The organism is Phycicoccus sp. DTK01 (assembly GCF_017312765.1).
Classification (GTDB): domain Bacteria; phylum Actinomycetota; class Actinomycetes; order Actinomycetales; family Dermatophilaceae; genus Phycicoccus; species Phycicoccus jejuensis.
This window is the reverse complement of sequence record NZ_BOPU01000003.1, coordinates 299,409-312,056: the sequence shown is the minus strand read 5'-3', so window position 1 is coordinate 312,056 and position 12,648 is coordinate 299,409. Positions and strand designations below refer to the sequence as shown.

Below are 12,648 nucleotides of genomic sequence, written 5' to 3'. Positions count from 1 at the left end.
GATGCGCACGACGGGGAGCGACACGACCACGGGTGGGCCGCTCAGTCGGTCCTACCTCGAGGTCACCCTCGCCGTCCTCGCCCTCGTGACGATCGTCGCGTTCGAGTCGATGGCCGTCTCGACCGCGATGCCCGACGTCGCCCGCGAGCTGAACGCCGTGCGCTCCTACGGCTTCGCCTTCTCGGTGATGCTCACCGCGCAGCTCCTCGGCATCGTCCTCGCCGGCGTCTGGACCGACCGGTCCGGTCCGCTGCCCGGCACGTTCGTCGGTCAGGCGCTGCTCGCCGTCGGCGCCGCGACCTGCGGCTGCGCGACCCGCCTCGACGTCTTCCTCGTCGGCCGCGCGCTGACCGGCCTCGGCGGCGGCCTGCTCGTCGTCATGCTCTACGTCATCGCCGGCCGGATCTATCCCGAGGCGATCCGTCCGCGCCTGTTCACGTACATCTCCGCCGCGTGGGTCGTCCCCTCGCTCGCCGGGCCGCCGCTGTCGGCCTGGCTGACCGAGAACATCTCGTGGCGCTGGGTGTTCTGGATCGTCGTCGCCCCCGTCATCGTCACGGGGATCTCGCTGTGGCGCGCCCAGCGCCGCGTCGACGTCAGCCGGCTCCAGGAGGCGGTGTCCAACCGCGACCACGGCACGCACGTCCGCACCGCCTGGGCCGGCCTCGCCGTCGCCGTGGCCGCCGGCGCGCTCCAGGTCGGCACGCACGAGCTCGTCTTCACGTGGTCGTGGAAGACGGTGGTCGCCGTCGTCGGGCTCGTCGGCGTCGTCGTCGTCGCGCCGCGCCTGCTGCCGACCGGCACCTTCGTCATGCGCCACGGCGTCCCGAGCGTCGTCCTCGCGCGGGCGCTGCTCTGCGCCGCGTTCTACGGCGGCATCACCTACGTCCCGCTCTTCCTCGCCGGCCAGCGCGGCGCCAGCCTCCAGGTGGCCGGGCTCGCCCTCGCGGTGGGCGCCGTCGGCTGGGCGCTCGGCGCGCTCTACCAGGGCCACGACGCGCTGCACCTGCCGCGCCACCGGCTCATCGAGGTGGGAGGGCTCGTGCTCGCCGTCGGGCTCGGCTGGCTCTCGCTCGTCGCGTGGGTCAACCTGCCGGCGTGGCTCAGTGTCTTCGCGCTGCTGCTCGCCGGCTTCGCGATGGGCACCGGCGTCACGACGACGACCATCCTCGCGCTCGAGCTGAGCCCGGTCGAGGCGCACGGCGAGACCTCGTCGTCCATCCAGCTGTCCGACGTCCTCGGCAGCGTGCTCGGCATCGCGGGCGCGACCGCCGCGTTCGCCGCGGCGCACGACCCCGGCGAGGACAACGCGCTCTTCGGGGCGATCTTCCTCGGGCTGGCGGTCGTCGCCGCGGTGGTCTACCCGACGGGTCAGCGCATCAGGACGTGACCGCCGGCGCAGCTGAGCCGGGTCCACCGGTTCGCGCGCAGCACGCGCACGCTCGACCCGGGCGCGAGGAAGCCCAGCGAGAACGCGGCGAAGGCACCGCCCGCGCGCACACCCTCGACGTCACGCCCCCACACGCGGTCGCGCACGAAGCCGGCGGCCGCCCCGCGCTCGCGGACGGCCGCCCCGACCTCGACGAGACCGCTGCGGGCGGCCTCGGCGAGGGTGTCGGCCGGCAGCTCGCCGGCGGGCTCCCAGCCGGAGCGCGGCGGGGTGACGGCCGACCAGGCGGCGAGCGCTCGCGTCGGGGGCAGCGGGAAGGTCGCGTCGCGGCCGGGCCTCGAGGTCCGGTCGGTCACCGCCCCGAGCGGGACGACGGCGTCGCACGTGGCGGGCTCGGCGAGGGCGAAGGTCCGCAGCCCGAGCACGGCGCCCTCGGAGAGGATGCCGCTGCCCGGCAGCACGCCGACCCACGCGGCGAGGACGTCGCCGGAGGCCTGCAGCCGCATGGCGCCCTGCTCGTCGAGCGAGCGCGCCCGGCCGGCGAAGCGCCCGAGGTCGCCGAGCGCGGCGACGTCGACGAGGTGGAGCACGTCGCTCATCGGCCACCCCACCGGAAGGCCACGGGCTCGCCGACGTGCCCGGCGAGCGCCTCGCGGGCCGCGGCTTGGAGCCGGCGCGGGCGGGCGGTCGCGAAGTCGTAGAGGACGAGACCAGTCTCGGCGACGGCGTAGACGGCCTCGCCGACCGACGCGGGGTCGCGCACGACGTACCCGAGGTCGAACCCGGCGCCGTGGACGCGGGTCACCCACATGTCGACCTCGACGGGCTCGGGCCGGTAGGTCAGCGGGGCGCGGTACTCGATGGCGTGCCGGGAGACGACGATCCCCTCGTCGAGCAGCGTCGGCCGGTCCGGGAACCACTCGCGGAAGCCGATGACGCGGGCGTCCTCGAGCAGGCGGAGGTACTGGACGTTGTTGACGTGCCCGTAGGCGTCCATGTCGGACCAGCGCAGCGGGACCTCGACGACGTAGCGGTCGGCCATGCGGGCCATCCTCGCAGCCACCGCCCGGGAGCGCGGTCCTAGGGTGGCCGGGTGACCGTCCTCCCCCGCACCGCCGCCCTGCTCGACCACCGCCTCGCGACCGCCCAGCGCGAGGGACGGCTGCCCTCGGTCGTGGCCGGGCTGGTCCGCGACGGAGGGCTCGCCTGGAGCGGTGCCGTCGGCACGCTCGACGGCCGGGCGGACGGCGAGCCGGCCGACGCCGACACGCAGTACCGGATGGGCTCGATCACCAAGACCTTCGTCGCCGTCTGCGTGCTGCGGCTGCGCGACGCGGGGCGCCTGGACCTCACCGACCACTTCGAGCAGCACGTGCCCGGCTCGGCCCTCGGCGGGGTCACCGTCGAGCAGCTGCTGACGCACGCGGCCGGCACCCAGGCGGAGACCGACGGCCCCTGGTGGGAGCGGACGCCCGGGGGCGACTGGGACCACCTCGTGGGTGCCGGTGCCGGGCAGCGCTTCCGGGCCGGCCGCCGCTTCCACTACTCCAACGTCGGCTACGGCGCGCTCGGCCGCCTGCTCGAGGTGGCCCACGGCACCGGCTGGGCCGAGGTCGTGCGCGCCGAGCTCCTCGAGCCGCTCGGGATGACCCGGACGACGACCCGGCCGGACGGCCGCGCCGCGCAGGGGCTGGCCGTCCACCCCTTCGCCGACGTCCTCCTGCGCGAGCCCGAGCACGACGGCGGGGCGATGGCTCCCGCCGGCCAGCTGTGGACGACGGTCGAGGACCTCGCCCGCTGGGCCACGTTCCTCGGCGGCGACACCGCGGGTCTGCTCTCCGCCGACACCCTCGCCGAGATGTGCGAGCCGCACCACGTCGTCGACGAGCCGGGGCAGCCGTGGACCGGCGCGCACGGGCTCGGCTGGCAGGTCTGGAACGTCGACGGCGTCCGGTACGCCGGCCACGGTGGCTCGATGCCGGGCTTCCTCGCGGGGCTGCGGGTGCGGCTCGACGGCGGCGACGGCGTCGTCACGCTGACCAACACCACCGCGTCCCCGGCGCTCAAGGGCCTCGGCGACGACCTGCTCGAGGTGCTGCGCACCGAGGAGCCGCCGTCCGTCGAGCCCTGGTCGGCCGACGGGGACCCGGCGCTGCTCGAGCTCGTCGGGACGTGGCACTGGGGCGCGTCGACGACGACGGCGAAGGTCGTCGGCGAGCACCTCGTCCTCGGCGAGCCCGGGCAGGGCCGCGGGTCACGCTTCGCGCCGGTCGGGGCCGACGCCTGGGTCGGGCTCGACGGGTACCACACCGGTGAGCCGCTGCGGGTCGTGCGCCGCGCGGACGGCACCGTCTCGCACCTCGACCTCGCGTCGTTCCGCTTCTCACGCACCCCCTACGCGCCCGACAGCGACGTGCCCGGCGGCGTCGACGACCTCGGCTGGCACTGACCGCCGCCCCACCCGCACCCCGCCCCCCAACCCCTCACCCCCCACGCGTATCGGGTGACCCGATACGGCCGCGCTCCACCCGAGTTCGGTACCCCCGCGAAGCGCACCCTTCCCGGGTCAAGCCCGCCCGCACGAGCGCCGCCGCCACGCCGATCCCCACTCGCCCCACGCGTATCGGGTGACCCGATACGGCCGCGCTCCACCCGAGTTCGGTACCCCCGCGAAGCGCACCCTTCCCCAGCGAGGCCGGGTCGTCCCGGTGCGCCGTCGTTCGCACGCCGGCCTGTGGACGGCGGGCGACCCGGTGTCGGCCGGGGTGCGTACGGTGGACGGACCATGACGACACCGGCCCAGGTCCTCGCTCCCCCGTCCCCCGAGGTCGCCGACCGCGCCCGCACGGCGCTGCGGCGGCTCGTCGGCCGCGACGACGTCGACTTCCGCGACGGCCAGCTCGAGGCCGTCTCGGCACTCGTCGAGCACCGCTCGCGCGTCCTCGTCGTCCAGCGCACCGGATGGGGCAAGTCGGCCGTCTACTTCGTCGCCACGGCACTGCGCCGGGCCGAGGGTGCCGGACCGACGGTCATCATCAGCCCGCTCCTCGCGCTGATGCGCGACCAGATCGCCGCCGCCGGCCGCGCCGGCATCCGCGCCGTGACGATGAACTCGGCCAACGCGCAGGACTGGGACGAGGTGCGCGCCGCCCTCGCCGAGGACGCCGTCGACGTCCTCCTCGTCAGCCCCGAGCGCCTCAACAACCCGCGCTTCCGCGACGAGCAGCTGCCCGACCTCGCCCGGCGCTGCGGCCTGCTCGTCGTCGACGAGGCGCACTGCGTCAGCGACTGGGGGCACGACTTCCGCCCCGACTACCGGCGCATCCGCGACCTCCTCGACGGCCTGCCCGCCGACGTCCCGGTGCTCGCGACGACCGCGACGGCCAACGCCCGTGTCGTCCACGACGTCGAGGAGCAGCTGTCCACCGGCGGCCGGCCGGTGCTCACGGTGCGCGGCGGCCTGGCCCGCGACTCACTGCGGCTCGGCGTGCTCCGCTCGATGTCCCCCGAGCAGCGGCTCGGCTGGCTGCTGGCACACCTCGGCGAGCTGCCCGGCTCGGGCATCGTCTACGCGCTGACCGTCTCGGCGGCCGAGGACGTCGCGGCGTCCCTGCGCGAGGCCGGTCACGCCGTCGCGCCGTACACCGGCCGCACCGACCCGGCCGACCGCGAGCGCCTCGAGGAGGCGTTGCGGCACAACGAGGTCAAGGCCCTCGTCGCCACCTCCGCGCTGGGGATGGGCTTCGACAAGCCCGACCTCGGCTTCGTCGTGCACCTCGGCGCGCCGAGCAGCCCGGTCGCCTACTACCAGCAGGTCGGTCGCGCCGGGCGCGCCACCGACCGCGCCGACGTCCTCCTCCTCCCCGGCCCCGAGGACCGCGACATCTGGCGCTACTTCGCGAGCGTCTCGATGCCGCGCGAGGAGCAGGCCGCCGCCGTGCTCACCGCGCTCGCCGAGGCCGGGCGCCCCCTCTCGACCGCCGCCCTCGAGACGATCGTCGACGTCCGCCGCACCCGCCTCGAGCTGCTGCTCAAGGTCCTCGACGTGGACGGCGCCGTGCAGCGCGTCTCCGGCGGCTGGGTCTCGACGGGCGTCCCGTGGACCTACGACGCGGAGCGCTACGACCGGGTCGCCGTGGCCCGGCAGGACGAGCAGCAGCTGATGGTCGACTACGAGCGCACCGACGCGTGCCGGATGGCCTTCCTCCAGGAGTGCCTCGACGACGACAGCGCCGTCCCCTGCGGCCGCTGCGACGGCTGCGCCGGGCCCTGGTACCCGACCGACGTCCCCGACACCGTCGTCGGTGCCGCCCGCGAGCGCCTCCAGAAGGTCGGCACCGTCATCGACCCGCGCGCCCAGTGGCCCTCGGGGATGGACCGCCTCGGCGTGCCGGTCAAGGGCCGGATCGCCGCCGACGAGCAGCTCGAGCCCGGCCGCGCGCTCGCCCGCCTGTCCGACCTCGGATGGGGGCAGCGGCTGCGCGAGGTGCTCCGCGAGGACGCCCCCGCCTCCCCCGAGCTCCTGCGGGCCTGCGTCCCGGTCCTCGCCGAGTGGGGCTGGGCGCAGCGCCCGGTGGCCGTGGTCGCGATGCCCTCGCGCTCGCACCCGCAGCTCGTCCGGTCGCTCGCGGCCGGGCTGGCGCAGATGGGGCGCCTGCGCGACCTCGGCACCCTCGACCTCGCCCACGGCGGGCCGACCGGCGAGATGGGCGGCAACAGCGCCTACCGCCTGGCCGGCGTCTGGGACCGCGTCGTCGTCGGCCCGGACCTCGCGGCGCAGCTGGCCGACTGCCCGGGGCCGGTGCTCCTCGTCGACGACGTCGTCTCCTCGCGCTGGAGCCTCACCGTCGCCGGGCGGGCGCTGCGGCAGGCCGGGGCTCCGGCGGTGCTGCCGCTCGTCCTCGCCGTCGACGGCTGAGGCGCCACCCGCACGGGTCCCCCCGATGCCCGGACCCCGCGTCGGTCACACCCCGTCGCCGAGGCGTTCCATCGCGGCCACGAGCTCCTGGAGCGCATCCCGCACCTCCCGTGCGCGCCGCTCCCCCAGCTCGTCGACGAGCCGCCGGGCCGCGGCGCGCTGCTGGGGCGCGATGTCGCGGACGGCCGCCAGGCCCGCCGGGGTCACCTCGACGAGCTTGGCCCGGCGGTGCGCCGGGTTGTCGCGGTAGGCGGCGAAGCCACGCTCGACGAGCAGGTCGGCGATGCGCTGGACACTCTGCCGGGTCAGGCCCATCTCGCGCGCGATCCCGCTGACCGGCAGGGGTGTCGGCAGCACGGCGCCGAGCACCTGCCACCACGCCGCGGTGAGGCCGGCCGGTCGGGCCAGCTCCTCGGCGAGGGCGAGGAACTGGCCGTTGAGCCGGAAGACCGCGAGCGCGCTGTCGGCCAGCAGGGTCTGCTCGGGGGTCGGCTCCGCGCGCCGGCCGCTCACGCGCTCTCCAGCTCGAAGTACCCCGCCGGGTCGTGGTCGGCGTACAGCCGCCCGTAGGAGTCGATCCGCTCCGCGGGGTGGGCCCCGAGCCGCCGGAAGACCGCCATCGCGAAGTGCACCGGGTCGATGCCCGTCGCCGTGACGACGTCGCCGTCGACGACCGCGGGCTCGTGCACGTAGCGCTCGCCGCCCGCGTACCCGCTGGAGGCGAGGAAGCCGGGGTCGTTGCTCGTGTGGCGCACGTCGTCGAGCAGCCCCGCCGCGGCGAGCGCCCACGTGGCGCCGCAGACGGCCGCGACGGGCACCCCGGCCGCGAGGTGCGCGCGGGCCGCGTCGACGAACGGGCCGGCGACCTGGGGATCCGTCCAGGTCCGGCCCCCGGGCAGGACGAGCATCGCGGAGTCGGCGGGGTCGAGGTCGGCGAGCACGAGGTCGGGCAGCACCGTGAGGCCGCCCATCGTGCGCACCGGGCCCGGCCGGGCGGCGACGGTCGCGAGGGTGAGGCCGCCGACGGGGCTCTGCCCGCCGAGGTGGCGCAGGTGCGCGGCGAGGTGGCCGACCTCCCAGTCCGCCATGGTGTCGAGGACGGCGAGGTGCACGGTGGTGGAAGTCATGACAGCATCCTGCATTTTTGACAGCCTGTTGTCAATACCTCCAGTGACCTTCGCGCTCCATCCGCTCGCCGCGCACCCGACGGCGTCACCGGCCCCGACGGCCCCTAGCGTGGAGCGGTGAGCCAGGAGACCGAGGAACGCGCCGAGACCACCCGCGACGACGCGCCCGACCCCCGGCGCTGGCGCATCCTCGGCGTCACCCTCGTCGTCGGGTTCATGGTGCTGCTCGACGTGACGATCGTGAACGTCGCCATCCCCTCCATCCGGACCGGGCTCGACACCTCGGCGGGCGGCGTCCAGTGGGTCGTGTCCGGCTACGCCCTCGCCCTCGGGCTGATGCTCGTCATCGGCGGGCGCCTCGGTGACGCGCACGGCCGCCGGGCGATCATGCTGCTCGGCCTCGGCGGCTTCGTCGTCGCGAGCGCGGCCGCGGGGTTCGCGCCGAACATCGGCGTCCTCGTCGCGGCGCGCCTCGTCCAGGGGTTCGCCGCCGGCATCCTCACGCCGCAGAGCTCGGGGCTCATCCAGTCGCTGTTCCAGGGGCGCGAGCGCGGGACCGCCTTCGGGCTGTTCGGGTTCACCGTCTCGGTGTCGTCGGCCGTCGGGCCGGTGCTGGGCGGGCTGCTCATCGCCGCGTTCGGCGAGGAGAGCGGCTGGCGCTGGATCTTCCTCGTCAACGTGCCGATCGGCCTCGTGCTCCTCGTGGGCATCGCCCGGCTCGTCCCCGGCCGCACCGACGACACGACCGGTGACACCCACCTCGACCTCCCCGGCGCCGCACTCCTCGGGGTGACGGTCCTCGCGCTCCTCTACCCGATCGTCAGCCTCGAGTCCGGCAGCCGCTGGCCGCTCCTGCTCCTCGCCCTCGTGCCGCTGGCCGGCGCCGCCTTCGTCCGCCACGAGCGGCGCGTCGTGCGCGACGGGGGTGCGCCGCTGCTCGACCTCGGCCTGCTGCGCGAGACGCCCGGCTACGCCAGCGGCATCGTCATCGGCAGCCTCTACTTCACCGGGTTCACCGGGATCTTCCTCGTGCTCAGCGTGTTCCTCCAGGACGGGCTCGGGTTCACGCCGTTGCACGCCGGGCTCCTCCTCACGCCCTTCGCCGTCGGGTCGGCCGTCGCGAGCCCGTTGGCCGGCCGGGCGGTCAGCCGCGTCGGCCGCCCGCTGACGGTCGTCGCGCTCGCCGTGATGATGGTCGGCCTCGTCGCCCTCGCGGCCGTCGTCCCGGCGGCCGACCGCGACCTGCCGTGGTGGCTGCTCGCCCTCCCCCTGCTCGTCGCCGGCCTCGGCGGAGGCGCCGTCGTCTCGCCGAACATCACGCTCTCGCTCGCCGAGGTCCCGCCGTCGATGGGTGGTGCCGCGGGCGGGGCCCTCCAGACCGGCCAGCGGATCGGTGCGGCCATCGGCGCGGCCGCGCTCATGACGACCTACCAGGTCGCGGTGGGCCGCACCGAGGACCCCGGTACCGCGCTGCGCTGGGCGCTCGGCGCCTCTGTCGTCCTGCTGCTCACGGCCTGGGCGGCGGCCGTCTGGTCCTGGCGGCGCGAGCCCGACGCCCGGGTCGGCTGACCTGTCGTCCCCGGGTGAGGATGGGGCCATGGCCCACCCCGCCTACACCTACGTCGAGGAGCACGCGCGCCGGTCGCTGACGGTGCTCGTGTTCGTCCTCGCCCTGTCCGTCCTCGCCGCCGGAGCGCTGCTGCGCAGCCGCGACGGCGGGCTCGACCTCACCCCGGACGGCCCGCTCGACTGGCTCGTCGCCGTCCTCGCCCTCGCCGCCGTCCCGGCCTGGCTCGTCCTCGGCGACGGCGCGTGGGGCGACTGGCCACAGCCGTCCGGCCTGGCGGTCGGCGCGGACCGGCTCGTCGTCGACGAGGTGACCTTCGGCTTCGCGGAGCTCGCCGACGGAACGGCCACCCTGCCGGACGCGCCGCCCGGCCGACGGGGGGTGGTCGAGGTCCCGCTCGCCGCCGGCGGCTCGCTCACCCTGCGCCCGCACGACGCGGGCGCCTTCACCCGCTCCCTCGTCAGCGCGTACCGCGCGTGGGCGGCGGGTCGACCCGCACCGTGAGCAACGGCAGGAAGAGCTGGACGACCGGCCCGATGAGCAGCGCGTAGACGAGCGTCCCGAGGCCCACCACCCCGCCGAGCAGCCAGCCGAGGACGACGACGGTCACCTCGAGCGAGGTCCGCACGAGGCGCACCGAGCGGCCGGTGCGGCGGGTCAGGCCGGTCATCAGCCCGTCGCGCGGCCCCGGCCCGAGCTGGCTGCCGATGTACATCGCGCCGGCCACGCCGTTGCCGACGACGCCGAGCAGCATGACGAGGACGCGCCAGCCGAGGCCCTCGACCGGCGGGACGACGGCGAGCGTGGCGTCCGTCGCGAGGCCGATGACGACCGCGTTGGCCACCGTCCCGACACCCGGCCACTGGCGCAGCGGCAGCCAGAGCAGGAGCACGACGAACGAGGTGGCGATGACCATCTCGCCGTAGGTGATCGGCACGTAGCGGATGAGCCCCGTCGTGAGGACGCCCCACGGCTCGACCCCGAGTCCGGCGCGCAGCATCAGCCCCATCGTCACGCCGAACAGCCCGAGCCCGACGAACAGCTGCGCGAGCCGGTGCGGCAGCCGCCCGGCCCGCAGCTGCTCGAGCGGGGTCATCGGGACGAGGGGGACCCGGCGGGTCATCCCGCGGCGGGCCAGCTGGAGCGGTGACATGCCGCCCATCCTGCCGCGGGATTGGCCTGTGAATCGAGGGCCAATCGTGCGACAGTGGCCACGTGAGCACCGTCCCCAGCGTCAGCGCCGCGCGCACCGCCCGGCTCGTCGGCGATCTCGGGGCCACCCGCCCCGCGTACCGCGGCCTCGCCGACGCACTGCGCCTCGCCGTCGCCGACGGCCGGATCGCCGTCGGGACCCGGCTGCCGAGCGAGCGCGACCTCACGACCCACCTCGGGGTGAGCCGCACGACGGTGACGCGCGCCTACGACGTGCTGCGCGAGCTCGGCTACCTCACCTCGCGGCAGGGCTCCGGCTCGGTCGCGACCCTCCCCGACGGCGCCCGCCGACGTGGCACCGGGGGCCTGTTCCCGGCCGACGTCGCCGACGACGTCCTCGACCTCACCTGCGCCGCCACCCGCGCGCCCGCCGGGGTGCTCGAGGCCTACGAGCGGGCGCTCGAGCGCCTGCCCTCCTACCTGTGCGGCGCCGGCTACCTCACCTACGGCGTCCCCGAGCTGCGCGAGGCGGTCGCCGACCGCTACACCGCCCGCGGCCTGCCGACGAGCCCCGACGACGTGCTCGTCACCTCCGGGGCCGTCGCCGGGCTCGCCGTCGTCGTCCGCGCGCTCCTGCAGCCGGGCGAGCGCGTCGTCGTCGAGGACCCGAGCTACCCGAACACCCTCGACGCCCTGCGCGGCGCCGGCGCGCGGCTGCGCGGGCTGCCGGTCGACCCGACCGGCTGGGACGTCGACGAGGCGGTGCGCGCGGTCGCGACGGCCGGGGCGCGGGCCGCCGTCCTCATCCCGGACTTCCACAACCCGACCGGCGCCCTGCTCGACGACGAGGACCGCGGCCGGCTGGGTCGCGCCCTCGCCGCGGCCGGCACGGTGCCGGTCGTCGACGAGACGATCGTCGAGATCGACCTCGAGGGCGGGGCGATGCCACTGCCCTTCGCGGCCCACGCGCCGACCGCGGTGAGCATCGGCAGCTCCTCGAAGTCACACTGGGGCGGCCTGCGCACGGGATGGGTCCGCGCCCCCCGCGGCGCGCTGCGGTCGCTCGTCGAGGCCCGGGTCACGAGCGACCTCGGCGCCCCGGTCCTCGAGCAGCTCGTCCTCGTCGAGCTGATGCGCCGCTCCCCCGGTGTCACCACCGAGCGCCGCGACGCGATCGTCGCCGCGCGCGACGCCCTGGCCGCGGGGTTGCGCGCGCACCTGCCCGAGGCGTCCTTCCGGGTGCCGCGCGGCGGCCTCTCGCTCTGGTGCGAGCTGCCGGCCGACCTGCCCTCGAGCAGCCTGGCGGCCGCCGCCGAGGACGAGGGCCTGCTCGTCGCCGCCGGCCCGCGCTTCGCGCTCGACGGAGGCCTCGACCGCTGGCTGCGCCTGCCGCACGTGCTGCCGCCGGAGACGATGGCCGAGGCGGCCGTCCGCCTCGGGCGCGCCGCGGAGCGGGTGCGGTGCGGTCGCACCGGGCGGGCGCGCCCCGGCCGCCCGCTCGTCGCCTGACGCGCGCTGGCTATCGTTTCCCCGTGACCGACCCGCACCCGGACCCGCTCGTCGACCTCCTCCAGACCCTCGACCTCGAGGAGCTCGGCTCGGCGCAGGTGAGCGTGCAGCCGCGCAGCCTCGCGGCGGCGCCCGGCGTCGAGCTGCCCGACACCTTCGCCGAGGACGTCACCCTCTTCCGCGGCTCGAGCCAGAAGCAGCCGCACGGCCGCGTGTTCGGCGGCCAGGTCCTCGCGCAGGGCGTCGTCGCGTCCGGGCGCACCGTCGCCGGCGTCGGTGACGTGCCGCGGCGGCTGCACTCGCTCCACGCCTACTTCATGCGCCCCGGCGACGACACGCAGCCGATCACCTTCAGCGTCGAGCGGATGCGCGACGGCCGCTCGTTCTCGACGCGGCGCGTGCACGCCGTCCAGCACGGGCACCCCATCCTCTCGATGAGCACCTCGTGGCAGGCCCCCGACGGCGGCCTGGACCACCAGGACACCGCCCCGCAGGTGCCCGACCCCGAATCGGTCCCGTCCCTCGCCGAGCTCTTCGCCGGGCTGGACGACCCTCGCGCACAGCACATCTCGCGTCGCGCCATCGAGCTGCGCCACGTCGAGGGCAACCTGTTCGCCGGGCCGCCGGCCGAGCAGGTCGCCGAGCAGCACGTGTGGATGCGCGCGGTCGGCCGCCTGCCCGACGACCCGCTCGTCCACGACGCCGTCCTCGCCTACGCGTCCGACTACAGCCTGCTCGAGCCGGTCCTGCGCCGGCACGGCCTGCCGTGGACGACCCGGGGCCTGAAGATGGCCAGCCTCGACCACGCGATGTGGTTCCACCGTCCGGCACGCGCCGACGAGTGGGTGCTCTACTCGCAGGAGTCGCCGTCGGCGCAGGGCGGCCGCGGCCTCGGCATCGGCCGGATGTTCTCCGCGGACGGCACGCTCGTCGCGACCGTCGCCCAAGAGGGCATGGTCCGCGTCCCCGAGTGACCCCTCCTTCC

12 protein-coding genes are annotated in these 12,648 nt (G+C 76.0%); 7 read left to right on the top strand and 5 right to left on the bottom strand.

The features are described from left to right. The first annotated feature begins 1 nt into the window (after position 1). Positions 2 to 1,390, top strand: coding sequence for an MFS transporter (locus J3473_RS08965; RefSeq protein ID WP_207022794.1), 1,389 nt, complete (start codon positions 2 to 4; stop codon positions 1,388 to 1,390). Here the strand turns inward: J3473_RS08965 and J3473_RS08960 are convergent. Continuing rightward, positions 1,372 to 1,989, bottom strand: coding sequence for a hypothetical protein (locus J3473_RS08960; protein ID WP_207022793.1), 618 nt, complete (start codon positions 1,987 to 1,989; stop codon positions 1,372 to 1,374). The genes J3473_RS08965 and J3473_RS08960 overlap by 19 nt on opposite strands. Then, positions 1,986 to 2,432: a thioesterase family protein gene (locus tag J3473_RS08955; protein ID WP_207022792.1), complete on the bottom strand. Its 447-nt coding sequence runs from the start codon at positions 2,430 to 2,432 to the stop codon at positions 1,986 to 1,988. The genes J3473_RS08960 and J3473_RS08955 overlap by 4 nt, the downstream gene beginning before the upstream one ends. Positions 2,433 to 2,483: 51 nt before the next feature. Between J3473_RS08955 and J3473_RS08950 the strand changes: the two genes are divergently transcribed. Together J3473_RS08950 and J3473_RS08945 are read left to right on the top strand one after the other, a co-directional pair. Beyond that, positions 2,484 to 3,839 carry a serine hydrolase gene (locus J3473_RS08950; protein WP_207022791.1) on the top strand — a complete coding sequence of 452 codons (1,356 nt, stop codon included), beginning with the start codon at positions 2,484 to 2,486 and terminating at the stop codon, positions 3,837 to 3,839. Positions 3,840 to 4,175: 336 nt separating this feature from the next. Then, on the top strand, positions 4,176 to 6,308 hold the full coding sequence (locus J3473_RS08945) for an ATP-dependent DNA helicase RecQ (protein WP_207022790.1): 2,133 nt from the start codon (positions 4,176 to 4,178) through the stop codon (positions 6,306 to 6,308). 45 nt (positions 6,309 to 6,353) lie between these two features. On the opposite strand, the gene J3473_RS08940 is transcribed toward J3473_RS08945, so the two are convergent. Beyond that, entirely contained in the window at positions 6,354 to 6,821 is a 468-nt protein-coding gene (locus tag J3473_RS08940; protein ID WP_207022789.1) for a MarR family winged helix-turn-helix transcriptional regulator, read from the bottom strand. Further along, positions 6,818 to 7,435 carry a DJ-1/PfpI family protein gene (locus J3473_RS08935; protein ID WP_207022788.1) on the bottom strand — a complete coding sequence of 206 codons (618 nt, stop codon included), beginning with the start codon at positions 7,433 to 7,435 and terminating at the stop codon, positions 6,818 to 6,820. Before J3473_RS08935 ends, J3473_RS08940 begins: the two co-directional genes overlap by 4 nt. A 117-nt stretch (positions 7,436 to 7,552) precedes the next feature. Here J3473_RS08935 and J3473_RS08930 point away from each other — a divergent pair, with 117 nt between their 5' ends. Continuing rightward, positions 7,553 to 9,004, top strand: coding sequence for an MFS transporter (locus J3473_RS08930; RefSeq protein WP_242525783.1), 1,452 nt, complete (start codon positions 7,553 to 7,555; stop codon positions 9,002 to 9,004). A 28-nt stretch (positions 9,005 to 9,032) separates the two neighbouring features. Beyond that, positions 9,033 to 9,506 (top strand): hypothetical protein, encoded by a 474-nt coding sequence (locus J3473_RS08925; protein WP_207022787.1) that lies wholly within the window; start codon positions 9,033 to 9,035, stop codon positions 9,504 to 9,506. Here J3473_RS08925 and J3473_RS08920 read toward each other — a convergent pair. Continuing rightward, positions 9,463 to 10,155 carry a YitT family protein gene (locus J3473_RS08920; RefSeq protein ID WP_242525782.1) on the bottom strand — a complete coding sequence of 231 codons (693 nt, stop codon included), beginning with the start codon at positions 10,153 to 10,155 and terminating at the stop codon, positions 9,463 to 9,465. The genes J3473_RS08925 and J3473_RS08920 overlap by 44 nt on opposite strands. A 62-nt stretch (positions 10,156 to 10,217) precedes the next feature. Between J3473_RS08920 and J3473_RS08915 the strand changes: the two genes are divergently transcribed. Together J3473_RS08915 and J3473_RS08910 are read left to right on the top strand one after the other, a co-directional pair. Further along, positions 10,218 to 11,663 carry a PLP-dependent aminotransferase family protein gene (locus tag J3473_RS08915; protein ID WP_207022786.1) on the top strand — a complete coding sequence of 482 codons (1,446 nt, stop codon included), beginning with the start codon at positions 10,218 to 10,220 and terminating at the stop codon, positions 11,661 to 11,663. Positions 11,664 to 11,686: 23 nt separating this feature from the next. After that, positions 11,687 to 12,637, top strand: a complete 951-nt coding sequence (locus tag J3473_RS08910) for an acyl-CoA thioesterase II (protein WP_030527448.1) — start codon at positions 11,687 to 11,689, stop codon at positions 12,635 to 12,637. Positions 12,638 to 12,648 lie beyond the last annotated feature (11 nt).